The sequence below is a fragment of the Bradyrhizobium sp. SPXBL-02 genome (assembly GCF_051853065.1).
GTDB lineage: Bacteria > Pseudomonadota > Alphaproteobacteria > Rhizobiales > Xanthobacteraceae > Bradyrhizobium.
Genome location: NZ_CP182474.1, coordinates 3,519,089 through 3,541,321 on the forward strand (window position 1 = coordinate 3,519,089; position 22,233 = coordinate 3,541,321).

Annotated in this window: 23 protein-coding genes and 1 tRNA gene; 13 read left to right on the top strand and 11 right to left on the bottom strand. The window is 65.1% G+C overall.

The window, feature by feature from the left end:
• Positions 1-5: 5 nt before the first annotated feature.
• A complete protein-coding gene (locus tag ACNJYD_RS16255) occupies positions 6-1,523 on the bottom strand; it encodes a PAS domain-containing sensor histidine kinase (RefSeq protein ID WP_172783296.1) in 1,518 nt (505 codons plus the stop codon).
• Positions 1,524-1,663: 140 nt separating this feature from the next.
• Here ACNJYD_RS16255 and ACNJYD_RS16260 point away from each other — a divergent pair, with 140 nt between their 5' ends.
• The 4 genes from ACNJYD_RS16260 to ACNJYD_RS16275 are packed head-to-tail and all read left to right on the top strand — an operon-like array spanning position 1,664 to position 4,765.
• Positions 1,664-2,221, top strand: a complete 558-nt coding sequence (locus ACNJYD_RS16260) for a GbsR/MarR family transcriptional regulator (protein ID WP_172783297.1) — start codon at positions 1,664-1,666, stop codon at positions 2,219-2,221.
• Positions 2,222-2,237: 16 nt separating this feature from the next.
• Entirely contained in the window at positions 2,238-2,903 is a 666-nt protein-coding gene (locus ACNJYD_RS16265; protein ID WP_439366907.1) for a DUF4166 domain-containing protein, read from the top strand.
• Entirely contained in the window at positions 2,900-4,336 is a 1,437-nt protein-coding gene (locus tag ACNJYD_RS16270; protein ID WP_439366908.1) for a TIGR01777 family oxidoreductase, read from the top strand. Before ACNJYD_RS16265 ends, ACNJYD_RS16270 begins: the two co-directional genes overlap by 4 nt.
• A gap of 9 nt (positions 4,337-4,345) precedes the next feature.
• Positions 4,346-4,765: a hypothetical protein gene (locus ACNJYD_RS16275; protein WP_212255017.1), complete on the top strand. Its 420-nt coding sequence runs from the start codon at positions 4,346-4,348 to the stop codon at positions 4,763-4,765.
• On the opposite strand, the gene ACNJYD_RS16280 is transcribed toward ACNJYD_RS16275, so the two are convergent.
• Entirely contained in the window at positions 4,762-5,616 is an 855-nt protein-coding gene (locus tag ACNJYD_RS16280) for a LysR family transcriptional regulator (protein ID WP_439366909.1), read from the bottom strand. The genes ACNJYD_RS16275 and ACNJYD_RS16280 overlap by 4 nt on opposite strands.
• A 111-nt stretch (positions 5,617-5,727) precedes the next feature.
• On the opposite strand from ACNJYD_RS16280, the gene ACNJYD_RS16285 reads away from it, so the two are divergent.
• Entirely contained in the window at positions 5,728-6,150 is a 423-nt protein-coding gene (locus ACNJYD_RS16285) for a tautomerase family protein (RefSeq protein ID WP_271499163.1), read from the top strand.
• A gap of 45 nt (positions 6,151-6,195) precedes the next feature.
• Here the strand turns inward: ACNJYD_RS16285 and ACNJYD_RS16290 are convergent, their stop codons facing one another.
• Together ACNJYD_RS16290 and lipB are read right to left on the bottom strand one after the other, a co-directional pair.
• Positions 6,196-6,909, bottom strand: coding sequence for a DNA helicase (locus ACNJYD_RS16290; RefSeq protein ID WP_439366910.1), 714 nt, complete (start codon positions 6,907-6,909; stop codon positions 6,196-6,198).
• A 200-nt stretch (positions 6,910-7,109) separates the two neighbouring features.
• On the bottom strand, positions 7,110-7,871 hold the full coding sequence (lipB, locus tag ACNJYD_RS16295; RefSeq protein ID WP_439366911.1) for a lipoyl(octanoyl) transferase LipB: 762 nt from the start codon (positions 7,869-7,871) through the stop codon (positions 7,110-7,112).
• An 80-nt stretch (positions 7,872-7,951) separates the two neighbouring features.
• Here lipB and ACNJYD_RS16300 point away from each other — a divergent pair, with 80 nt between their 5' ends.
• From ACNJYD_RS16300 to ACNJYD_RS16310, 3 genes are all read left to right on the top strand, one after another.
• Positions 7,952-8,194: a FliM/FliN family flagellar motor switch protein gene (locus ACNJYD_RS16300; RefSeq protein WP_018647371.1), complete on the top strand. Its 243-nt coding sequence runs from the start codon at positions 7,952-7,954 to the stop codon at positions 8,192-8,194.
• Between the two features lie 155 nt (positions 8,195-8,349).
• A tRNA-Leu gene (locus ACNJYD_RS16305) sits at positions 8,350-8,434 on the top strand.
• 127 nt (positions 8,435-8,561) lie between these two features.
• Positions 8,562-9,170, top strand: coding sequence for a cysteine hydrolase family protein (locus ACNJYD_RS16310; RefSeq protein WP_439366912.1), 609 nt, complete (start codon positions 8,562-8,564; stop codon positions 9,168-9,170).
• A gap of 38 nt (positions 9,171-9,208) precedes the next feature.
• Here ACNJYD_RS16310 and ACNJYD_RS16315 read toward each other — a convergent pair whose 3' ends face one another.
• The 6 genes from ACNJYD_RS16315 to ACNJYD_RS16340 all read right to left on the bottom strand — a co-directional run bounded on the left by ACNJYD_RS16315 (position 9,209) and on the right by ACNJYD_RS16340 (position 14,955).
• Positions 9,209-9,991: a Crp/Fnr family transcriptional regulator gene (locus tag ACNJYD_RS16315; RefSeq protein ID WP_439366913.1), complete on the bottom strand. Its 783-nt coding sequence runs from the start codon at positions 9,989-9,991 to the stop codon at positions 9,209-9,211.
• A gap of 127 nt (positions 9,992-10,118) precedes the next feature.
• Positions 10,119-11,273: a DUF305 domain-containing protein gene (locus ACNJYD_RS16320; protein WP_439366914.1), complete on the bottom strand. Its 1,155-nt coding sequence runs from the start codon at positions 11,271-11,273 to the stop codon at positions 10,119-10,121.
• Complete coding sequence (locus ACNJYD_RS16325; protein WP_271499153.1) at positions 11,270-11,449, bottom strand: CsbD family protein; 180 nt, start codon at positions 11,447-11,449, stop codon at positions 11,270-11,272. Before ACNJYD_RS16325 ends, ACNJYD_RS16320 begins: the two co-directional genes overlap by 4 nt.
• A gap of 165 nt (positions 11,450-11,614) precedes the next feature.
• Positions 11,615-13,219, bottom strand: a complete 1,605-nt coding sequence (locus ACNJYD_RS16330) for an alpha-amylase family glycosyl hydrolase (RefSeq protein ID WP_439366915.1) — start codon at positions 13,217-13,219, stop codon at positions 11,615-11,617.
• Positions 13,200-13,769, bottom strand: coding sequence for a hypothetical protein (locus ACNJYD_RS16335; RefSeq protein ID WP_439366916.1), 570 nt, complete (start codon positions 13,767-13,769; stop codon positions 13,200-13,202). Before ACNJYD_RS16335 ends, ACNJYD_RS16330 begins: the two co-directional genes overlap by 20 nt.
• Before the next feature lie 10 nt (positions 13,770-13,779).
• Positions 13,780-14,955, bottom strand: a complete 1,176-nt coding sequence (locus ACNJYD_RS16340) for a zinc-dependent alcohol dehydrogenase (protein WP_439366917.1) — start codon at positions 14,953-14,955, stop codon at positions 13,780-13,782.
• A 185-nt stretch (positions 14,956-15,140) separates the two neighbouring features.
• Here ACNJYD_RS16340 and ACNJYD_RS16345 point away from each other — a divergent pair, with 185 nt between their 5' ends.
• Entirely contained in the window at positions 15,141-15,923 is a 783-nt protein-coding gene (locus ACNJYD_RS16345) for an SDR family NAD(P)-dependent oxidoreductase (protein WP_439366919.1), read from the top strand.
• A gap of 361 nt (positions 15,924-16,284) precedes the next feature.
• Here ACNJYD_RS16345 and ACNJYD_RS16350 read toward each other — a convergent pair whose 3' ends face one another.
• On the bottom strand, positions 16,285-16,680 hold the full coding sequence (locus ACNJYD_RS16350) for a response regulator (protein ID WP_439366921.1): 396 nt from the start codon (positions 16,678-16,680) through the stop codon (positions 16,285-16,287).
• 87 nt (positions 16,681-16,767) lie between these two features.
• On the opposite strand from ACNJYD_RS16350, the gene ACNJYD_RS16355 reads away from it, so the two are divergent.
• The 4 genes from ACNJYD_RS16355 to ACNJYD_RS16370 all read left to right on the top strand — a co-directional run bounded on the left by ACNJYD_RS16355 (position 16,768) and on the right by ACNJYD_RS16370 (position 22,190).
• Entirely contained in the window at positions 16,768-17,775 is a 1,008-nt protein-coding gene (locus ACNJYD_RS16355) for a chemotaxis protein CheB (protein WP_439366922.1), read from the top strand.
• Between the two features lie 10 nt (positions 17,776-17,785).
• Complete coding sequence (locus tag ACNJYD_RS16360; protein WP_439366923.1) at positions 17,786-18,055, top strand: hypothetical protein; 270 nt, start codon at positions 17,786-17,788, stop codon at positions 18,053-18,055.
• A 209-nt stretch (positions 18,056-18,264) separates the two neighbouring features.
• Positions 18,265-21,432 carry a CheR family methyltransferase gene (locus ACNJYD_RS16365; RefSeq protein ID WP_439366924.1) on the top strand — a complete coding sequence of 1,056 codons (3,168 nt, stop codon included), beginning with the start codon at positions 18,265-18,267 and terminating at the stop codon, positions 21,430-21,432.
• Positions 21,432-22,190 carry a Crp/Fnr family transcriptional regulator gene (locus tag ACNJYD_RS16370; protein ID WP_439366925.1) on the top strand — a complete coding sequence of 253 codons (759 nt, stop codon included), beginning with the start codon at positions 21,432-21,434 and terminating at the stop codon, positions 22,188-22,190. Before ACNJYD_RS16365 ends, ACNJYD_RS16370 begins: the two co-directional genes overlap by 1 nt.
• Positions 22,191-22,233: the final 43 nt, after the last annotated feature.

Sequence of the window (22,233 nt, forward strand, 5' to 3'; positions counted from 1 at the left end):
AACATTCACCTTGGCAGTTTCGAGATCGCCTCGCTCAGCTCGTGGATCTCGTAGGGCTTGCGCAGGATCGGGAAATCGCCGCGCACGCCGGCGGCGACCTCGCTGTAACCGGTGGCGAGCAGGATCGGCAGGCCGGGACGGATCTGGCGGAGGTGATGGGCGAGGCTGAGGCCGTCCATCTTGCCGGGCATGACGATGTCCGAGAACACGAAATCGACGCCGTCGCTCTCGATCTCGCGCAATGCCGCTTCGGCATCGGCGACACGGCGCACCTGATAGCCGAGCTGCTCCAGAAGACCGATACTGACCAGCGCGACATCGGGATTGTCCTCGACCAGCAGCACCGTGCCGCTGCCGCGGAACGCCGTTCCCGCCGTCTCCCGCGACGGCACATCCGTGCCGCGCGGCAGGACGATGGTGAATGTCGTGCCCTTGCCGAGCTCGCTTGCCACCTTCACCGTGCCGCCGGCCTGGTGGGCGAAGCCGTGGACCTGCGAAAGGCCGAGGCCCGTGCCTTTTCCGATCGCCTTGGTCGTGAAGAACGGCTCGAAGATCTTGTCGAGGACGTCGGAGGGAATTCCAAGCCCGGTATCGCGGACGTCGATCGCGATGAAATCGCCGACGAGGGGCGCCTCATTCAGCACGACGTTGCGTGCCGCGATCGTCACCGTGCCGCCGTCCGGCATCGCGTCGCGGGCATTGATGACGAGGTTGAGCAGCGCGGTCTCGAGCTCGGAGACGTCGGCCTTGATCGGCCAGGTGTCGGAGTGAATGTCGAAGGCGATACGCACGGAGCTGCCGACGCCCGCGTCGAGCACCTCGCGGATGGCCGCGACGCGTTCGGCAAAATCGATCGCCTGCGGGTTGACGCTCTGCCGCCGGGCGAAGGTGAGAAGCTGGTTGGTCAGCGCTGCGCCGCGCTTGGTCGCGGTGTCGATCGCCGAAATGGCGCGCTCGAGCTTGGGGTCGTCGGCGGCGTTCTTCTTCAGGATGTGAAGGCTGCCGCTGATGATCATCAGAAGATTGTTGAAGTCGTGGGCCACCCCGCCGGTGAGCTGTCCGAGCGCATCGAATTTCTGCGACTCGGCCAGCTGCTTCTGCATCGCCTCGAGCTTGAGCTGGGCATTGCGGCGCTCTGTGATGTCGCGTGTGATCTTGGCGAAGCCGATCAGCCTGCCGTCCTCGTAGATCGGGTCGATTACGACGCTCGCCCAGAAGAACGTGCCGTCCTTGCGGACGCGCCAGCCTTCCTCCTCGTATCGGCCCTTTTCGCGCGCGATTCCGAGCGCCCGCGCCGGCTTGCCATTGGCCCGGTCGGTCTCGGTGTAGAAACGGGAAAAATGCTGGCCGAGGATTTCTTCGGGGGGGTAACCCTTGATGCGTTCGCCGCCGATGTTCCAGCTGGTGATGGTCCCGTTTGGGTCAAGCATATAGAGGGCGTAGTCGGCGACACCCTCAACCAACAGCCGAAAACTGCGCTCGCTCTCGAACAGGTCTCTCTGTTGACTGAACTTTTCGGCCATTCCGGACCCCGCCTCGACGGGAACAAACGCCGAAGAGGTCGGGATGGTTCCCGCCATCTGGGACATTTTTAGGCAGGCCTGGGGGGCCGTATGCAAGGCTTCTTCTTGACAAGAAATCGGGTTCGTCAGATGTTTCTGTCATGACAGAAATAACCGGAAAGAAGAAACTTCCCGCCGCCGTCGAGCGCTTCATCCTGCATTGGGGCGATATGGGCGACGAGTGGGGAGTGAATCGCTCGGTGAGCCAGATTCATGGGCTGCTTTATCTCGCCGAGGCGCCGATGACCGCCGAGGACATCGCCGACACGCTCGGCATGGCACGCTCCAACGTCTCCAACTCGCTGAAGGAGCTGCTCGCCTGGAACCTGATCCGGCGGGTGCCGATCCTGGGCGACCGCCGCGACCATTACGAGGCGGAGACCGACATCTGGGAGATCGCCGCGAGGATCGCGGCGCGGCGCAAGGAGCGGGAGATCGACCCGGCGATCGCAGCGCTGCGCGCCTGCGTATCCGATGCCACGGACGATCCCGGCATCAGTCCCGTCGCGGCCAAGCGCCTGAAGGAGATGCTCGCGTTCACCGAGCTCGCCGACCACTGGTTCATGCAGATGCTGAAAGTGCCGCGGCCGCGGCTGGTCGCCTTGATGCGGCTTGGCGAGAAGATCGCCAACCTGCTGCCGCTGGGCAAGGTCAAATAGTGTCGAGGAGGGTGTGATGACGTCGGCAAGACTATCAGGCTCCAACGCATCGACCTCCGCTCACACGAGACTGCTCGACGACCGTCGTTTCCGCGCGCTGCTGTCGGACGAGGATTGGGGCCGCTTGCCGCTCGCGACCTGGCGGCGCTTCTCGAAACGCGTCGCCGACGGCGACAGTGTCGTCTATGTCGGCGTGGTCGACGAGCTCGCCTTCAGCGATTTCGGCTGGTGGTTCGCGCAGGCCGCGCGCCTGATCGGCGGACCATTGCCCACCGGCCGCGACATCGGTGTGCCCATGATCGTCACGGTCACCGAGGACGGCGCGACCGGCGGTCAGACCTGGACGCGCATCTGCGCGCGCAAGCGCGGCTTTCCGCAGGTGATCCATTCCGCCAAGCGTTTTGCCGGTCCGACGGGGCTCGAGGAATATGTCGGCTTCGGCGTATCGATGGCGCTGCGCATCGCGGTCGAGGATCAGGTGCTGATCTTTCGCAGCGCCGGCTACGGCCTTCAGCTTGGACGCCTGTGGCTTCCGCTGCCGCGCTGGCTGACGCCGGGCGAGCTGATCGTGACGCATCGAGATCTCGGCGAGGGCGCTTTCCGCTTCACCCTCGACGTCACTCACCCGCGTCACGGCGCGCTGATCCATCAGTCCGTCCTGTTCAAGGAGGCCGTATCATGACGCCGCTGTTGTGGACACTCATCGCCATCCAGATCGTGATGGGAGTGTTCGACACCTTCTATCACCACGAATTCACCGAGCGCCTGGCCTGGCGGCCGTCGCAGCGCTTCGAGCTGAAGCTGCACGGCATCCGCAACATGCTCTATGCGCTGCTGTTGCTGGTGCTCGGCTGGCTCGAGGTTCACGGCGTGCTGGCGGTCTTGATCGTCGCGGTGCTGGTCGCCGAGATCGTCATCACCTTGATGGATTTCGTCGAGGAGGATCTGAGCCGCAAGCTGCCGCCGAGCGAGCGCATCAATCATACGCTGCTTGCGATCAATTACGGCGCCATCCTGGTGCTGCTGCTGCCCGTGCTGATCGCCTGGGCGATGCAGCCCGTCGGCGTGACCGTCGTCTATCAGGGTCTGCTCAGCATCGCCGCGATCGCCTGCGCACTCGGCGCTGCGCTGTGCGGCGTCAGGGATTTTGCCGCGATGCACCGGCTCGCCCGCATGCGAAGCGTGCCGGCGGCCGGGCTTGTTGAAAAGCTACCCAGCCGCAAGACCGTGCTGATATCAGGCGCCACCGGCTTCATCGGCAGCCGGCTTGCGGCAAGCCTCAGCGGGGCAGGGCACCACGTCATCGCGCTGATCCGCAATCCCGCGAAAGCCGAGATGCTGCCGCCGCCGGTGACGCTGATCACGAGCCTCGATCAGCTCGCCTCGGACACGCAGATCGATGCCATCGTCAACCTCGCCGGTGAGCCGATCGGCAACGGCCTGTGGACCGAAGCGAAGCGCGCCAAGATCATCGGCTCGCGCATCGACATGACCGGCGATATCGTCAAACTGATCGCGCGGCTCGCGCGCAAGCCAGAGGTACTGATCAGCGGCTCGGCGATCGGCTGGTACGGCCTTTGGGCGGACCAGGTGCTGACCGAGTCGGCCAAATCTCACGCCTGCTTCAGCCACGAGCTGTGCGCGGCCTGGGAGGGAGCGGCGCGGCCGGCGGAGGAGCTTGGCGTGCGCGTGGTGTATTTGCGCATCGGCCTCGTGCTCGGCACCGAAGGCGGCTTCATCACGCGCGTGCTGACGCCGTTCGAGTTCGGCCTCGGCGGCCCGCTCGGCACCGGGCGGCAGTGGATGTCCTGGATCGAACGCGACGATCTGATCCGCCTGATCGCCTATGTGATCGCGACGCCGGATCTGGCGGGTCCCGTCAATGCCACCGCGCCGATCCCGGTCACCAATGCAAAATTCACGGAAGAACTCGGCCGCCGCCTGCACCGGCCTGCGGTGTTCCGTATCCCCGGCGGCCTGCTCCGCCGGATCGGCGGCGGCTTTGCCGACGAGCTGCTGCTCGGCGGCCAGCGCGTGCTGCCGAACAAGGCGCTGAGCCGCGGCTTCGTGTTCCGCCACGAGACGCTGCGCAGTGCGTTCGAGGCGATCTTGTGAGGTTGTATCATGTCCTGCGATGAATGTCCTCGCGCTGTGAACGGTTGGTTCCGCGGATGCGTGGCCGCATCTGCGGTCCTGCATTCCATCATACTGGCCATCTTCATTGGAGCCATGAATAGCGCTGGACAACTGGTGGGCATCGCCTTGATGCTCATCTTCGTGCTCCCGCTGACGCTGCTTGTCGTCTGCACGTTAACGGGGCTTCCGGCTGGCGCGGTGATCTGGCTCGCCGAACGGCTGCGCATCCGATCCCTATTGTTCTACGCGGCTTCGGGCGCCGCGATTGGATCGCTGTTTTGCGCGCTGCTGTTCCAGGTCGCCGGCTCGTTCGGCGCCGCGTTTGTTCTCGCCGGCGGTTCCGCGGGACTTGTCTATTGGTTCGTCGCTGGCAGATACGCCGGGGAGGAAGGTCAGTGGTTTCGCTAGGCGGTCGCCACGCTCCGAAACGTCGCCGCCACCGCACGCAGCGCCGCCAGCTTGGCGGGATCGCTGACCTTCGAATGCAGCATCACCTTGGAGCTGCCGAGTTTCGGCAGCTTTTGCGCAGGACCGATGTCGACCAACCCTGCCGGCGCGATCCGCCGCGCCAGCGGCGCGATCGCAAGCCCGGCAAGGGCTGCTGCGACCACTGCCGTGACGCCGCCGCCGACGAAGCGCTCGCGCCAGACAAGGCCGGCCTTGTCGAGCGCGCGCACGGCGACGGCGCGGACACCGCAGGGTGGGGCGAGTGTTGCGAGCGGCAGCGGCTCACCCTTCGGCAGGGTGAAGCGGCGTGACGCGAACCAGCCAAACTCGTCCTCGGCCAGCTTCTCGCCGCCGCGGCGGCTGCCTTCCTGGCGCACGATCACTGCATCGAGCTCGCCCGCATCATAGGCATCCTGCATCTCGCGCGAGAAGCCGATGGTGACGGCGAGGGTGAGGTTCGACGACATCGCATGCAACCGTTCGAGCAGCGGCACCAGTTCGGGTCCCGCGGCGTGATCGGAGATGCCGAGTGTGAGCGACTGCGCGGCTGACGCGTCGCCCGACAGCGCGCGATCATGCGCCGCCATCAGCGCGCGGGCGCGATCGAGGAAGGCCGCGCCGTCGGAGGTGAGCCGGACCGCGCGTGGCGAGCGCTCCACGAGCCGCTTTGCCAGCAGCGTCTCCAGCCGCTGCAGCTTCAGGCTGACCGCCGCCTGCGTCGTGCCGAGCGCTTCGGCGGCACGGGTAAAGCTCTGGAGGTCGGCGACCAGCAGGAAGGCCTGGACGGTGGCGATGTCGAGCGTGGCTGTCATTACAGATCGTTATCATTGATATCAGTAGAGATAAGATACCAAAATGACGCCCGCAGGTCTAGCTTCTCACCAACGCCGCGCAGGTCGCGTGGCATCTTAGGGAGAACCACCATGCCGCTGATCACCGTGTCCTACACCTCGTCCCGCCAGTCGCCGTCGCTGAAGGCCGACATCGCCAATGCCGTGTCCGAGCTCACCGCAAAAATCCTGCACAAGGACCCGAAGGTCACCGCCATCATCGTGAAGTCGGTCGATGCCGGCGACTGGTTCGCCGGCGGCAAGTCGCTCGCCGAGCAGAAGCTCGCCAGCTACTGGATCGACATCCACGTCACCGAGGGCACCAACACCAAGGACGAGAAGGCGGCCTATCTCGCCGCCATGTTCAAGCGCATGGCCGAGATCCTGGGTCCGCTGCATCCGGAGACCTACCTGCATGTCGACGAGGTCAAGGGCGACGCCTACGGCTTCGGCGGCCTGACCCAGGAACGGCGCTACATCGCCGGCAAGCTCGAGGTTTCGCTGCAGGCGGCGTGATGCCGGAGGCCGCGGGTGAACGATCTCACCCGCGGCCTGAAGCCATCAGCTCGCGGCGCGGAACTGCACTTCGGCGTCGTTGATGAAGCACGTCTTGTCGAACAGCTTCAGGTCCAGCGGGTTCGGCAAGCGTACATCGCCGAGATCGGGGCAGGGCTTGACCGCGGGATCGTAGGACCGGTCGATTTGCGAGATGAAGACGACGATCAGCCCCATGTCGCGCGCAAACGATTTCAGCGCGCGCACCTGCACCGTCAGATCGGGATTTTCCCGCCTTTGGTCGAGCAGTTGCAGGTAGTCGATCACGACGAGCGTTCCGCGCGGCGCCGATGCCATTTGTTTCACGACATAGTCGGCGCTGATGACGTCCGAGCAATCGACCTCGAACAGCTTGTCGAACTGCGCGGGCTCCACGCCGATCACCCGCAGACGATCCAGCACATCCTTCTCGGTATATTCGAGCGAGAAGAACGCGGCGGGATGGCCGGACTTCATGGCCTCGACGGCAAGTTCGAGGCTCATCAGCGTCTTGCCCTGGCCGGGACGCGCCCCGACCAGCACCAGATCGCCCGGACGGAATTGCGCGAACAGTTTGCTCGCCGGAGTCCGTGCGGCTGCTTTGGCCGCAAGCATGCTCCAGGCGGAAAACCCTTCCGTCGCAGCGACGCGGTCAAGCGCGTCGTGGAGCGGAATGCCGGCATCGCGGGACAGGCGCTTGGCCGTGCGCTTCAGATGGTAGATCGGTGCAGACAGTTTCATCGTCAAAACCTCCCAGTGCGAGCATGGATCGCAACCCCTCCTTATGCCTGGCGCTCGAACAGTCGGCCGATGATCAACTCGCCCGGCATGAGGTCTGCTTTCCCGGCGGAGGGGGGAGGCGTGGGCGACACCGGAATGAAGCGTAGCTGATTCCGCCAGGGGCGGAGAGCGTGCGCGGTCAGCTCAAACAGAAAAAAGTATTAGACGGCCGTTTCCGGCAGCAGCGCGCGGGTCGGTCCGAACAGCTCTTCGAACGCCTGCCGAAGCGCGATATCGACATCGGCCATGGTCACGAGCTGGCCGAGATCGACCAGCGAGGTGACGCCGTAGCGGGGGTCGACGACGCCGCAGGGCACGATGCCGGCGAAATGCGACAGCTCCGGCTCGACATTGATCGCGATGCCGTGAAACGAGACCCAGCGCTTCAGGCGGACGCCGATCGCCGCGATCTTGTCTTCGTGCTCGGGCCCCTTGTCGGGGCGTCTGACCCAGACGCCGACCCGGTCCTCGCGCCGTTCGCCGCGGACGTTGAAGGCGGCCAGCGTCTTCAGGATCAGCTCCTCCAGGCTCGCGACATAGGCGCGCACGTCCGGCCGGCGGCGCTTGAGGTCGAGCATGATGTAGGCCACGCGCTGGCCGGGCCCGTGATAGGTGAGCTGCCCGCCGCGCCCCGTCGCGAAGGTCGGGAATCGGGCTTCGAGCAGGTCGCTCTCCTTGCCCGATGTGCCCGACGTGTAGAGCGGGGGGTGCTCGAGCAGCCAGACCAATTCCGGCGCCTCGCCCGCGGCAATCGCCGCGACGCGCGCCTCCATGGTCGCCATCGCCTCCGGATAGGGCACCGGAGCGTCCGAAATCCGCCATTCGACGACTTCGCCGCCCGCGGCGGAAAACGACGTCAAATCGAGGTGTTGACGCTGGTCCTGACGCCGTTCTTGGCCGGGGTTTTGGGGCGAATTAACCATTGGCTAACCATAACGTGGTGATGATCAGGAGCAAATGCCAAGTCCTTTGGCGTAAGTCCCAAGTTGCGGCGGTCCTGACAGTGCCCACTCTCGACAAAGTCACCGTGGATCTCATGGTCGTCCTCGGGACGACCACCATGCCGATCCATCAGGTATTACGTCTTTCCCGCGGCGCCATCATCGAGCTGGACGCAACCGAGGCCGACGAGGTCAAGGTGCTCGCCAATAACCTGCCGGTCGCCTCCGGCGTCGTGCTGGTCGACCGCAACCGAATCGCGGTCGAGGTCAAGCAGATGCTGCCGCGCTCGCCGGGGACCCGGTAGGGCCAGGGCCTTGATAGGGCCGATCCGGGCAGGTGAGAATTCCTGCCAAGCTTGTGGAATTCAGGGTCTTTGCAGGCTTGTATCCCCCTGATGGATTTGTTAGATCCGCGGCCGCTGATCCGGCCACCCGAACGACCTCAGGCCGGCATCTCCTAGCGCTCGTGGCGGAACTGGTAGACGCGCTGCCTTGAGGTGGCAGTGGGTAACACCGTGGGGGTTCGAGTCCCTCCGAGCGCACCACCTTCATTTTTATAGCTTTTCTGGGCGGGTTTTCGCCCAGGTTCGCGCCGCATGGCGGCGCTTCGGAACCAAAGCCCTCGCCTTGCATTCGCAACTGGTCGCCGAATGCGCTTGAAGGTGGAGGCTGATGAGGGACGCTACGTCCGATGTTGCCGAGGTCCGCGGCGCCGTTCACCTGTGCATCGACATGCAGAACATTTTTGCTCCGGACGGCCTTTGGGCGACGCCGTGGATGGAGCGCGTCCTGCCGACAATCGTCTCGGTCGTTTCGCGCCACGCGGAGAGAACGATCTTCACACGCTTCATCACCCCGCAGGATCCGGAGGATCGCCCTGGGCAGTGGCAGGCCTATTTCCGCCGCTGGCGCCAGGCGACGCGCAGGCATCTGCCATCATCGGCTCTGGAGCTCGTGCCGGCCTTGGCCCGGTTCGTTCCGCCGGCCGCTGTGATCGACAAGCCGGCCTATTCCGCGTTCAGCAATCCCGGTCTTGCGAGCCTGCTGGTCGAGAAGAACGTCGGCACCGTCGTGATATCGGGCGCGGAAACGGACGTCTGCGTGCTCTCGACAGTCCTGAGCGCCGTCGATCTCGGCTTCAGGATCGTCATCATCGAGGACGCGCTGTGCAGCTCGTCCGACGTCGGCCACGACGCGCTGATGACGATGTATCGCACCCGCTTTCACGGCCAGGTCGACCTGGTGACGGCAGAAGAGCTGGCCGAGGTGTGGCGAGAATAGGGAGCTACGATGCGGTCTCGTCGAGCCGCGCAAGCTCCTCAAGCGACGGCGACGTCGGCCGTCACCGGTCTCACATGTGCCGGCATTGCAACGTCCGCGCCGGATCGCATGTTCAGATAGGCCGGGTCGAAACCGGCAAGCCGGACCAGGCCCGGCCAGTCCGTGATGGTCAAGGTCTTGCCCTGCCATTGCAGCAGATTGCAGCGGCGCAGCTCCTGGATGGTGCGGTTGGCATGGACCGGGGAGATGCTGCAGGCCGCGGCGACATCGGACTGGGTGAACGGCGAGGACAATCTGAAGTCTCTGGCGAGCCCGACGGCTTGCAGCCGAACGGTGATCTCGCAAAGCAGATGCGCCACGCGCGTCAATGCGTCCCGGCTGCCGAGGTTCACCGTCCAGTTGCGCTGGATGGCGTGATCGGCAAGCAGAATCAACAGCAGGGCATGCGACATCGCCGGAGAACGCACCGCGAGCTCGCGAAAGAAGCGGTGCGGCACGAGCGCGACGATTGCGGGGCCGAGTGCGGTCAGGTTGCCCTCGATGCGCGGGCGATACAGGCTTTGCAGGTTGGCGATGTCGCCGGGCACGCAGATCGCGGTGATCTGGCCATCTGCGCTTTCGTCATTTTGCCAGGACAGATATCCCTGGAGCACCAGGCAGCATTGCGTTGCCTCATCGCCGTGGCGCAGGATGGTCTGATGCGCGCCGAAATGCGCGATGCTGCTCGGCATGTCCGCGAGCAGATCGAGATGGTCCGGGGTCAGTTCGACGAGGCTCGTCAGGCGGTCGGCGAGTTTCGAGAATGCAAATCCTGCCTGCATTTGATCTCCGATCCCCCATCGGCTCCAAGTGTGGCCGAGAACGACGGCGGAAAGCATTAACGTTTGATACGTTCGCTTGGGGTATCGCGGAGGCAGCAAGCCGCTCGCCGATCAAGGTTCCTCGCACTCAATTGACGTTGTCGCCGAGCATGTTGCGTACGCCTGTGGTCACGGCGGCGACGCCGCTCGTGCCGTGCATCAGTGCGATCTCGCCCTGCTGCGCGTGGCGGATGGCGTGCGCCATGATGCGCAGGCGAGGGTCGCCGCGGCTGTGCCACATCCGGTCGGCCATCCTGACCGCACCGCGGTGGTGCCTGCTCATCGCCTCGACGAACAGCGCGTCGAACTGGTCCGGCGGCGCGGTCTTGACCTGGCGCATCTCGGCCGGTGTCAGGAAGCCCGGCATCGCCGCACGCTCCTCGGTGCTGCAATCGGGCATCTCCGTGTCGAACCAGCTCAGCCACCAATTCTCGAAGATCTGGTTCTCGCCCGTCTGGCTCGCGACCATCAGCATCGCGAGCTTCCGCAGATGTGGATCCTGCGCGCGCTCGGCCGCCGTCCGTGCCAGCTCGATGCCCTGGGCATGATGCGTGGTCATGTGACGGATGTAGGCCTGGTCGTGATCCCTGTCGCGGCCCATCCACGGCGGCTCGTAACCGTGACCGCCGAACATTGCGACCGCACCGAGCACCGCAATCGCGGCCAGCGCGCCGGTCATCCACATATTGGTGAACCGCACGTCGCTGTCAGGCGCAGTCCCGCGCTTCCAGCGCAGGCGCGCGAACAGAGGATACATCACGGCCGAGGAGCCGTGGACCAGCAGGCCGATCCAGTAGGGTTGTTGCAGCGTGAACAGCGGCTGCCAAAACGGAAACAGCGGCACCAGCACGAACCATTCCATGCCTGAAGAGAACACGGCCCAGGGCAGCGCCAGCAGCAGGATCGTCATCGGCCGCAAGTCGGCCGTCCAGCGTCCGAGCACGCCAAAGAAAACCAACGCCCAGGAAAAATCGGCCCATTGGTGAAAGGCGATCCCGGTCAGGATTGCGCTCCAGGATGGCTCGGAGCTGATCGCCCAATCGCGCGCAGGAATTGCGGCGACCGTCATCCAGTCGACGGCGGCATCGCGGCCGATGCGGGCGGCGAAGAGTTGGCTGACGATGGTCGAGAACGTGCTGCTGATCAGGCCGAGGGCGGCCGCGGCAATCCAGCGCGAACGCCGCCGCTCGCCGATGCTGCGCCGCGCCCCACTCGCGAGCGCTGGTCGCGGCTCTGCGTTCACGTCAGCTGCTTGAGCTTCTTCAGCGGATTGAGTTCGCTCGGCTTGTCTTGTTCGGCGCGCCCGCGCTCGGCTTGCGCCTTGCCGTCATCGTGCAGATCCTGGTCGCCGATGATTTCGCCGACGGCCTGCTTGGCCTTGCCGGCGATCCGTTGCTGCAGACCTTTGGTCTTGCCCATGAGCTGCCTCCGATATGTCCTGCCGACGGGCTCACGCCGCTACCCCGGCGCCTGAAGGGGGCGTGGGCGCCGGGGCTGCGGTCTTGCAAACTGCCTCCGGCGGCGGGGGGAGACGCCGGAAAGCATTGATGAGACTCTTCGAAACGCGGATGGTTCCTGCTGATATCACCGAGGTTCGAGCGTGATGATCACGCCTTCGTTGCCGCGGAGCAGGATGGACGCATCCGGCACCGGCTCGGCCTGTCGATCCAGATGCGTCGACATCAAGAGACGGCCGCGGCCTTGCCAGTGGAATTTCCGCGGTTCGGCCGCGATATTGAGCGCGACCAGAATCTCGTTACGGCCATCCAGCCGCTTGTAGGCCAGGACATCGTTCTGCGACCGCAGCGGTTCGTATTCGCCCCGTTGCAAACCAATATGCTCGCGCCGCAGCGCCATCAGCGCGCGAAACAGCGCCAGGATCGAACGCTTGTCGCGCTGCTGTCCGGCGACGTTGGCCGCACCATCGGGCGGCTCGAGCGGCAGCCATGGACGGCCCGTGGTGAAGCCGCCGTCGGGACTGTCGTCCCATCGCATCGGTGCGCGTTCGGGATCGCGGCACAGGCCATAGCCGGGCACGAGCTTCTCGAAGGGATCGTGAACGCGGCCCGGCGGGATCGGCACGCGCTTGCGGCCGATCTCGTCGCCCATGAAGAAGAACGGCGTTCCCCGCAGCGTCATCAGCAGCATCGCCAGCACGCGCATCTGCGCCTCGCCGATCTTGCTCGCGACCCGCTGCTTGTCGTGGCCGCCGATGACCCAGACCGGCCAGCCATCGTCCGGGATGGCGTTGAGATAGGCGTCGATCGTGGCCTGCAGCGAGAGGGCGTCCCATTTGGAATCGAGCAGGGCGAAGTTGAGCGGCAGATGCAGGCGCGGCCGGCCGTTGCCGTAGAAGTGGCCGATGCGGTCGGTCTTGCCCTGGACCTCGCCGCACAGCATCCGCCCGGGATAGGCATCGATCACCTCCCGGATGAACTCGATGCAATCCATCGTCTCGGGCCGGTCGTCGGTAAACACCGTCGTGTTCCGCTGCGGCGGCGGCTTGCCCTCGGCCTCGGGGTTCGGCGGGTTGTCGCGCAAGAGCCGGTCCTTGATCAGAACCGCGCTGGCGTCGACGCGAAAGCCGTCGACGCCGCGGTCGAGCCAGAACCGCATGGTCTCGGCGATCGCGGCGCGCACTTGTGGGTTGCGCCAGTTGAGGTCGGGCTGCTCGACCAGGAAGGAATGATAGTAATATTGCCGGCGCGCCTCGCACCATTCCCAGCCGCTGCCGCCGAACCGGCTCAGCCAGTTGTTGGGCGGCCCGCCGTTCTCGGCGGGATCAGCCCAGATGTACCAATCCGCCTTCGCGCTGTTGCGCGAGCTTGCGCTCTCGACGAACCATGCATGATCGTGCGCGGTGTGATTGGGGACGAGGTCGAGAATGAGCCGGATGCCCGCACCGTGCAGCGCCTCGAGCAGGCGATCGAACTCCTCAAGGCTGCCGAAGGCGGGATCGATCGAGCAATAGTCGGAGATGTCGTAGCCGAGGTCGCGGAAGGGGCTCTTGTGGATCGGCGTCAGCCACACCGCATCGACGCCGAGCCATTTCAAATAGTCGATGCGCGACAACAGTCCGGCAAGGTCGCCCTTGCCGTCACCGTTGGAGTCCTGAAATGAGATCAGCGCGATCTCGTAGATGACGGCGGATTCCCACCACGCAGCTTCGTCACGGGACTCGACGCTCATCACCTTGCTTCACCTCGTTGCGCCCAACATGCCCCGCGATCTGCCTTGCCGCAGTTCGGACACTCTCGATACCCTTCGGGAATCCGCTGCGGTTCGGATAGAGCTTGCGCCGTGCATCGCGCGGCGGGCGGCGCGGCTTGGTGTCCTGCGCAGCGCGGTAGTCGAGCACGGCGATGCCGCCGACCATCAGCAGAGCCAGGGCGATGTTGCCCTTCTTGGGATTGTCCGACGTCAGCCCGGACATCAGCGCGGCGGCATCGAGGCCGTCGCCGCCGACACGGGCCCATAGGCCGGCGTTCTTGTCGACCGAGAGCGACATGATCCCGGCAAGGATCTCGCGCACGCCGAAGGCGCGGACCAGCGTCTCACGGCCTTCCATGCCCAGCGTGTGCGTGACGCGCCTCGGTGCGAAGAGCTCGACGACGCCGAGGCCGATGCTGAACCAGCCGAGTGCGCGCGCGAGCTGGTCCGCCGGCTGCTTCAGGCTCGGTCCGCCCGCGACGATCTTGGGGTCGCCCTTGGTACGCACGATGTTGGAGAAGTGAAACATGGCTTGCTCCTCAGGGCTTCAGCACGACCTTGACGCAGGAATCGCGCTTGTCGCGAAACACCTGGTACATCTCCGGTCCCTGGGCGAGCGGGACGGTGTGGGTGATGACGAAGGACGGGTCGATCTCGCCTTCTTCGATGCGGCGGAGCAGGTCGTCGGTCCAGCGGTTGACGTGGGTCTGGCCGGTTCGCATCGTCAGGCCCTTGTTCATGAAGGCGCCCATCGGGAGCATGTCGGACAGGCCGCTGTACACGCCTGGCACCGAGATGATGCCGCCGGGACGGCAGACATAGATCATCTCGCGCAGCACGTGGGGCCTGTCACTCTCGGCCATCACCATCTGCTTGGCGCGGTCGAGCAGGGTGTCGGGCAGAGATGGCATCACATGCGCCTCCATGCCGACGCAATCGATGCATTTTTCCGGGCCCTTGCCGTCGGTCAGCTCCTGGAGCCGCTCCACCACGCTCTCGGTCTCGAAGTTGATCGTGGTGGCGCCGCCGGCCTCGGCCATGCTGAGCCGCTCCGGCAGGCAGTCGATCGCGATCACCTGATTGGCGCCGAGCAGGATGGCGCTGCGGATCGCCATCTGTCCGACCGGGCCACAGCCCCAGATCGCGACCGTGTCGGTCGGCTCGATGTCGCATTGCGCGGCGGCCTGCCAGCCGGTCGGGAAGATGTCGCTGAGGAACAGCAATTGCTCGTCGGGAATGCCCGCCGGCACCTTGATGTGAGTGGCGTCGGCAAAGGGCACGCGGAGATATTCGGCCTGGCCGCCGGGATAGCCGCCGGTCAGATGGGTGTAGCCGAACAGGCCTGCCGTCGCGTGCCCGAACACCTTGTCGGCCAGATGACGCTTGCGGTTGGTGGTCTCACAGACCGAGAAATTTCCGCGCTTGCACTGGTCGCATTCACCGCAAATGATCGTGAACGGCACGACGACGCGGTCGCCCATCTTGAGCTTGCCGTTGACGCCCGAGCCGACCTCGACCACTTCGCCCATGGTCTCGTGGCCCATGATGTCACCGGGCAGCATGCCCGGAATGAAATTGTGGAAGAGGTGCAAGTCGGAGCCGCAGATGGCGCAGCTCGTCACCTTGATGATGGCGTCGCGTGGATCCTGAATCTCCGGGTCAGTGACGGTGTCGCACCGGATGTCCTCCTTGCCGTGCCAGACCAGCGCCTTCATCGTCCGTCCTCCCGGTTGAGCCACGTGCCATCTAAGTCCAGGCACGAACGATGGTTGCTATCGCCTGCCTGCAAATTCTTCGCCCTGCGCAAATAGGAACGACGACGCAATTGGAACGAGAGAGCAGGGCGGCGATTGAGCGTGATCACCTCGATTCCAAGGACTCAATCGCAAGGATTTCCCGCATGCCCGCCAATCATCTCGCCGTCGTCACAGGCGCCTCAACCGGTATCGGTCTGGAACTCGCCAGGTGCTGCGCGCAGGCCGGGTTCAACCTCGTCATCGCCGCGGACGAGCCTCAGATCGAGCGGGTGGCCGTCGATCTGCGCCGGCACGGCGTCAGCGTGGAGCCGGTCGAGACTGATCTCGCCACCACCGAGGGCGTCGATAAGCTGTGCGCGGCGATCGGCGACCGGCCGATCGACGCGCTGCTCGCCAATGCCGGCATCGGCCTCGGCAAGGCTTTCCTCGACCAGGACTTTGCCAGGGTGAAGCACCTCATCGACACCAACATCACCGGCACGCTGTATCTGATCCACCGCGTCGGCAATGAGATGCTCCGCCGCAATGCCGGCCGCATCCTGATCACCGGCTCGATCGCCGGCTTCATGCCCGGCAGTTTCCAGGCCGCCTACAACGCCAGCAAGGCGTTCCTCGATTCATTCTCGTTTGCGCTGCGTGAGGAGCTGCGCGACAGCGGCGTCACAGTGACCTGCCTGATGCCGGGTGCGACCGAGACCGAGTTCTTCCGCCGCGCCGACATGATGGACACCAAGGTCGGCACCGACAAGAAGGACGGCGCCTACGATGTCGCCAAGGCGGGTTTCGATGCGATGCTGCGCGGGGAGGCCGATATCGTCACCGGGCTGAAGAACAAGATCCAGACCACGGTTGCGAACGTCACGCCGAACGAGATGCTGGCCAAGCAGCACCGCAAGATGGCGGAGCCGGGTACCGCAAGATCGTAAGCGACGCGCGCGCAATGCTGCGGAGCGGCGCGAACCGTCTTGCGGAGATAAGGAGACCTTCGATTCACATAGCCTAATGCGCCGCGGCCTTCAAACCGTCAAATTGCACGGGCTGAAACAAGCGGGGGCTGCGATGGCAATGGATCGTATCGAACAGGCCTTTGTCGCGACTGCGGTTACGGGTTTTCTCGTAATGATGGTGGCAATCGTCTGGATGATGATGAGCTGAAGTGGGGGAGCTTGCCGTCTTGCGCGTCGCGCTACCTTACGCCGCAGTTGTCCTGTGCCTGGCGGTGACCGCCTGGCTTGCCATCGCGCATTTATTTTGATCGTCGCTCGGTTGCACCCGTTCAACCGCTGTTCACTGGATCGGCTGCTCGGCGATGAGCCCGGCCAGCTTCCGTGCCATCGCCGCAAGATCGATCGGCTTTTCCAATAGCGGCACGTCCTGGAACTCCGGACCGAGCGTGATCTTGTCGTATCCGGTCGTGAACAGGAACGGCACGTTCCGCGCTCTCAGCTCGCGCGCGATCGGAAAGATCATCTCGCTGCGGATGTTCACGTCGAGCACGGCGGCGTCCAGGACGCTGCCGTCGTGCAGGATCTTGAGCGCGTCTTCGAGGTGGCCGACGGGACCGGCGATCTCCGCACCCAGCGCGCGGAATGTCTTGCCGATGTCATCGGCGAGAAAATACTCGTCCTCGACCACGAAAATGCGGCGCCCCTTGAGCTCTGCGCGCTGATGCGACGTCGCCATGCTGTTTCGGCCTCCAAACGCATAGGAACATAGGCCGGCGATCCGCCTTGGTGCAAACAGCAAACGATGCAATTGGAGGCGGGTTCCATGGCCAACCGCGACATCATTGTCATCGGGGGCTCGGCCGGGGCGACCGCTCCATTGAAGCAGATTCTGGGCCGTTTTCCCGCGGATTTGCCGGCAGCCGTCTTCGTCGTCCTGCACATTCCGGCGCAGGGCATCGGCATCCTCTCCACGGTCGCCGGCAGTGCCGGGCCGCTCCCGGTACGGCAGGCCGAGAACGGCATGAAGATCGAGCCCGGCCAGATCTACCTGGGGGCCCCTGACCATCACCTTCTCCTCACGGAGGACCGCATCTTCCTCGGCCGCGGCCCGCGCGAGAACATGGTGCGGCCGGCGATCGATGCGTTGTTCCGCTCGGCCGCGCTCTATCACGGGCCGCGCGTCATCGGCGTGCTCCTGAGCGGCCTGTTGTCCGACGGTGCGGCCGGCCTCAACGCCATCAAGCGCTGCGGCGGCTTGGCCATGGTGCAGGACCCCGCAGATGCGATCTCCGACGAGATGCCGCGGCGCGCCATGGAGGCGACCACGGTCGACCTCTGCGTTCCGGGCGCCACAATGGGTGACGTGCTGTCCGAGCTCGTCAGGGAGCAGGCCGGCGCCGCGCTGCCAATCCCGCCCGAGATCAGGCTCGAGGTCGAGATCGCGGCCGGCGAGCGGATCGGAAGTGACAGTCTCGTTTCTATGGCTGACCCTGTCGCCCTGACCTGTCCAGCCTGCGGCGGGGTGCTCTCGGAGGTCCAGAACGCCCGCCCGATGCGTTTCCGCTGCCAGGTCGGCCACGGTTTCACCGCCGATGCGCTCGCCAAGGAGCAGGAGGGGCGCGTCGACGAAGCCTTGCGCGTGGCATTGCGGATCATCGAGGAGCGGGCGGAGCTGGTGCAGCGCATGGCCGCCGATGGCCGGCGCAGCGGCCGGGCTGCGGTCGCCGAAATGTACGAGGCTCGGGCGCTCGAATACCGCGAATATGCCGACATGATCCGGCGCGTCGTGCTAAAGTCGCTCGATCCTTCCGTGGGCAAACGGGAGGCGTGAGGGCGCGGCCATGGCCATCTCCCTTGCCGAACGCACCGCGCAGCTCGATGCTGAGCAGCGCCTGCTGGTGAAGGCGGAGCACGACATCGAGAGCGGCTGGCTGCGGGTTCGAGATCAGGAGGACCGGCTGCTCGAGCTCATGGCAGGCGGTCACGACACGTGTCAGGCGGAGCGGCTGGTCGATCTGCTCAAGCAGACGCTGGTCGAATGGGAGCGCCACCGCATCCTGATCGAGCAGCGCGTGGCCTATCTCCAGCGCGAGGTCAATTCGGAAGCGTAAGGCGCCTGACGCCGATCTCCCGAACTGCGCCGCTCGACGCAGCGCAGCAGCAGGCGGCCCACTCGCGCTCGTCCCCTGAATCGGGCTAGCTGGAGCAAATAGACGCCCGGGACATTTCTGCCTTTGATGTGTTGGGATAATATCGGATTCTGCTATTTGCAGGGCGGGGCGCCCATCGGGTTCCCGCCAGCCAGTGAGCGACCAGAGCCATGACCGAAAACGGCGACCAGCCGGTCGACGCACAGCACCAGAGCAAGACCCCGCTGATCATAGGGGTCGGCGCCTCGCCGGGCGCGCGGGACAGCATCGAACGCTTCTTCGCCAAGCTGACCGTCGGGGACGATCAAGCAATCGTGCTGGCGCTTCAGCACCACGAGGCGTTCGACGAGCCGCAGCTGCGCGACGTCGTGCAGAATTCCAATGGCAGCAAGATCGCCGATATCGCCGACGGCCACCCGATCGAAGGCGGCACGATCTATCTGTGTCCACCGGCCATGATCACCACCATCCAGGGCGATCGCTTCGCGATCCGCAAGGCCGAGCAGGCGCCCGGTGAACGCGCCACGATCGACAGCTTCCTGGTCTCGCTGGCCGAGGAGCGCGCCGAGCAGTCGATCGGTGTCATCCTCGCGGGCACCGGCGGCGACGGTACGCTGGGCACGGCGACGCTGAAGGATCACGGCGGCCTCGCGATCGCCGAGAAGATCGCAAACGCGGACGAGACCGGGCATCTCGACGGCAACACGCCCGCTGCGATTGCCGATTATGTGCTGCCGCCCGAGGATATCCCCGAGCACATCCAGGTCTATGCCCGTCATCTCAGGCGTCTGGAGGAGAAGCAGGGCTTCGACGAGGTCCTCGCCGCGGCCGCCAGCTCGCTGTCGCGCATCGCCGACATCCTGCGAAACAAGACCGGCAACGATTTCCACGGCTACAAGCAGAACACCTTCCTGCGCCGCGTGCAGCGGCGCATGCAGGTGGTCCGGATCGACGACATCGCCGCTTATGTGGATTACCTTCGCAGCGACAAGGACGAGGCGCAGTACCTCTTCAACGACCTCCTGATCGGCGTCACCGAATTCTTCCGCGACAAGCGCGAGTTCGAGGTGCTGGAGACGCAGATCATTCCGAAGATCTTCGAGGGCAAGGCGGCAGGCCAGCAGGTCCGCGTCTGGGTGCTCGGCTGCGCCACCGGCGAGGAGGCCTATTCGATCGGCATCCTCCTGCGCGAGCACATGGCGCGGATGGATTCCGTGCCGCAGGTCCAGATCTTCGCCACCGACATCGATGGACGGGCGCTCGCGACCGCCCGCGTCGGCCGCTATCGCACCAATGTCGAGGCGGATATGACCAGCGAGCGCCTGGCGCGCTGGTTCGTGCGCGAGGGCGATACCTATTGCGTGGTGAAGGAGCTGCGCGAAATGTGCATCTTCTCACAGCACAACGTCATCAAGGATGCGCCGTTCTCCAAGCTCGACCTCGTCTCCTGCCGCAATTTGCTGATCTATCTCAACGCCGAGCTGCAGAATCGCGTGATTCCGCTGTTCCACTTCGCGCTGCTATCGGAGCGCTATCTGTTCCTCGGCAATTCCGAGAACGTGACCCGGCATCCGAAGCTGTTCTCTCCGGTCGATCGCCGCGCCCGAATCTTCAAGAAGCTCGAGACCGGAACGCGGCTGCCGCCGGAATTTCCGATCACGACTGCGGCGGGCAGGGTGCCGGTCGAGGTGCCGACGATGCGCTCGTTCGGCCCCGACGTCGGCCTGGAGCGGCGCGCGCATCGCATCGCGGAGCGCTATGCGCCGGCCTATGTCATCACCGACGAGAACTTCCAGGTCCTGCATTTCTCCGGGCGCACCGGCCGTTACATCGAGCCGACGGCGGGCGCCGCCACGCTCGACCTGCTGCAGCTCGTGCACCGCGATCTCAGGCTGGAATTGCGCACCACGCTCAGCCGCGCCGCCGACACCAACGAGCCGGTTCATGCCGAGCAGGTGCAGCTTGGCGTGAACGGTCACCGCGTCCTCGTCGACATCACCGTCGAGCCGATCCAGGACGGCGTGGGCGGCCACCGTAGTTTCGTCGTTCTGTTCAAGGACGGCCCGGCGCGGGCGATCGAATCCGACCAGGGCAATCCGAACGCGCTGGTGCGCACCGAGCACGTCGAGCGCCTCGAGAATGATCTGCGCGCCACGCGCGAACGCCTCCAGGCGACCATCGAGGAGCTCGAGAGCACCAATGAGGAGCTGAAATCCTCGAACGAGGAATATCAATCGCTGAACGAGGAGCTGCAGTCGGCCAACGAGGAGCTCGAGACCTCGCGCGAGGAGCTGCAGTCGGTCAACGAGGAGCTGACCACCGTGAACGGCGAGCTGGCGCACCGCGTTCAGGAGCTGACGCGCGCCACCAGCGACCTCAAGAACTTCCTCGAGAGCACGCAGATCGCCACGGTCTTCCTCGACAACGATCTGCGCGTGATGAACTTCACGCCCGCCATCACGCAGCTCCTGCATCTGGTCGAGACCGACACGGGCCGGCCGATCAGCCATATCAAGGCGCGCATCCCGATCGAGGAGCTCTACGACGACGTCCGCCGCGTTCTGCGCACGCTCGCCAGCGTCGAGCGCGAGCTGAGCGCGCCGGACAGCGGCACGCGTTACATCGTGCGCATCCTGCCATATCGTAGCGTCGACAACTTCATCGCAGGCGTCGTCGTCACCTTCATCGACGTGACCGCAATCACCCGTGCCGAGGAACGGCAGCGCCTGCTGCTGGCCGAGCTCCAGCACCGGGTTCGCAACACGCTCGGCGTGGTGCGCTCGATTGCCCGCCGCTCAGCGGAAACGAGCTCGACCGTGGAGGAATACGCCTCCCATCTCGACGGCCGTCTCAATGCTTTCGCCCGCACCCAGGCGTTGGTGACGCGCGATCCCGAAGGCGGCGTCGATCTCGAATATCTCGTGGTCGAGGAGCTGCTCGCCTACAATGCCAGGGAAGGCGAGCAGATGCGCGTCTCGGGCCCCAAGGTCCGCTTCCAGCCCAAGGCCGCCGAAACCTTCGCACTCGCCATCCACGAGCTCGCGACCAACGCGCTCAAATACGGCGCCTTGAGTCAGCCGAGCGGGCGCATCGAGGTGACCTGGCGCGTCGATGAGAGCACCGATCTGGCGGAGCTGGTGTTCGAATGGCGCGAGCGTGGCGGACCGGTCGTGACGGCAAGGCCGCGAAAAGGGTTTGGGACCGAGCTTCTGGAGCGCACGCTGGCGTTCGAGCTGAAGGGGCAGACCACGATGACATTCAACCCGGCCGGGTTGCAATGCACCATCACCATTCCCCTGACCAAGCGTGCCTTCCACACACCGGTGGTGGCCGCCTGATGCCGTTGTCGACAGCCGATCGCACCGTCCTGGAGCCGGTCGTTCGCCGGCTGAGCGCGTTGCGGCCGTTGTCGAGCGAGGCACGCGCATCGCTGGAATACGCCATGCTCGAGGGCCTTCAGCGTGCCGGATCCGGCGAGGATCTGATCACCGAGGGTGATCCCGTCGATGGCGTCCGAATCCTGTTGTCGGGCTGGCTCGGCCGCTACAAGACGCTGGAGGACGGCCGGCGACAGATCGTGAATTTCATCTTCCCGGGCGAGAGCTGCGATGCGCACGCTTACCTGCTTTCGGAAATGGACCATTCGATCGTGGCGCTGACGCCCGTGGTCTATGCCGAGATCAAGCGCGCCCGCTTCGAGAACCTCCTCGCCAACAACCCCACGCTGTCGGAAGCGTTCTGGTGCGAGACGCTGCTCAACAGCGCGATCCAGCGCGAATGGGCGATCAATCTCGGCCGTCGCGTCGCGCTGGAGCGCGTCGCGCATCTTTTCTGCGAAATCATGGAGCGGCTGCGCCCGGTGGGGATGGTCGACGGCAAATCCTGCCTCATGCCCGTGACGCAAATGGATCTCGCCGATGCTACGGGACTTTCCGTCGTCCACCTCAATCGGACGCTCCAGGAGCTGCGCGCGGCGGGGCTGATCGTGCTGCGGGAGCGAACGTTGACCATCCCGGACCTCGATGCGCTCAAGAACGCGGCGCTGTATTCGCCGAGCTATCTGCGGCTGTACCGGACGACCGAAGCGGTCCGGTGACGCCGTTCCGGCGCGGCGCGGACGAGTCTCTTCACTGACATCG

Coding starts and splice junctions, on each gene's coding strand:
- ACNJYD_RS16285 (WP_271499163.1), top strand. CDS start 5,728: ATGCCGCTGATCACCGTGTCCTACACCTCGTCCCGCCAGTCGCCGTCG.
- ACNJYD_RS16325 (WP_271499153.1), bottom strand. CDS start 11,449: ATGGGCAAGACCAAAGGTCTGCAGCAACGGATCGCCGGCAAGGCCAAG.
- ACNJYD_RS16360 (WP_439366923.1), top strand. CDS start 17,786: ATGGCCATCTCCCTTGCCGAACGCACCGCGCAGCTCGATGCTGAGCAG.
- ACNJYD_RS16260 (WP_172783297.1), top strand. CDS start 1,664: ATGACAGAAATAACCGGAAAGAAGAAACTTCCCGCCGCCGTCGAGCGC.
- ACNJYD_RS16335 (WP_439366916.1), bottom strand. CDS start 13,769: ATGTTTCACTTCTCCAACATCGTGCGTACCAAGGGCGACCCCAAGATC.
- ACNJYD_RS16310 (WP_439366912.1), top strand. CDS start 8,562: ATGAGGGACGCTACGTCCGATGTTGCCGAGGTCCGCGGCGCCGTTCAC.
- ACNJYD_RS16350 (WP_439366921.1), bottom strand. CDS start 16,680: ATGGCGACGTCGCATCAGCGCGCAGAGCTCAAGGGGCGCCGCATTTTC.
- ACNJYD_RS16270 (WP_439366908.1), top strand. CDS start 2,900: ATGACGCCGCTGTTGTGGACACTCATCGCCATCCAGATCGTGATGGGA.
- ACNJYD_RS16290 (WP_439366910.1), bottom strand. CDS start 6,909: ATGAAACTGTCTGCACCGATCTACCATCTGAAGCGCACGGCCAAGCGC.
- ACNJYD_RS16345 (WP_439366919.1), top strand. CDS start 15,141: ATGCCCGCCAATCATCTCGCCGTCGTCACAGGCGCCTCAACCGGTATC.
- ACNJYD_RS16315 (WP_439366913.1), bottom strand. CDS start 9,991: ATGCAGGCAGGATTTGCATTCTCGAAACTCGCCGACCGCCTGACGAGC.
- ACNJYD_RS16255 (WP_172783296.1), bottom strand. CDS start 1,523: ATGGCCGAAAAGTTCAGTCAACAGAGAGACCTGTTCGAGAGCGAGCGC.
- ACNJYD_RS16330 (WP_439366915.1), bottom strand. CDS start 13,219: ATGAGCGTCGAGTCCCGTGACGAAGCTGCGTGGTGGGAATCCGCCGTC.
- ACNJYD_RS16340 (WP_439366917.1), bottom strand. CDS start 14,955: ATGAAGGCGCTGGTCTGGCACGGCAAGGAGGACATCCGGTGCGACACC.
- lipB (WP_439366911.1), bottom strand. CDS start 7,871: ATGGTTAATTCGCCCCAAAACCCCGGCCAAGAACGGCGTCAGGACCAG.
- ACNJYD_RS16355 (WP_439366922.1), top strand. CDS start 16,768: ATGGCCAACCGCGACATCATTGTCATCGGGGGCTCGGCCGGGGCGACC.
- ACNJYD_RS16275 (WP_212255017.1), top strand. CDS start 4,346: ATGTCCTGCGATGAATGTCCTCGCGCTGTGAACGGTTGGTTCCGCGGA.
- ACNJYD_RS16280 (WP_439366909.1), bottom strand. CDS start 5,616: ATGACAGCCACGCTCGACATCGCCACCGTCCAGGCCTTCCTGCTGGTC.
- ACNJYD_RS16370 (WP_439366925.1), top strand. CDS start 21,432: ATGCCGTTGTCGACAGCCGATCGCACCGTCCTGGAGCCGGTCGTTCGC.
- ACNJYD_RS16365 (WP_439366924.1), top strand. CDS start 18,265: ATGACCGAAAACGGCGACCAGCCGGTCGACGCACAGCACCAGAGCAAG.
- ACNJYD_RS16265 (WP_439366907.1), top strand. CDS start 2,238: ATGACGTCGGCAAGACTATCAGGCTCCAACGCATCGACCTCCGCTCAC.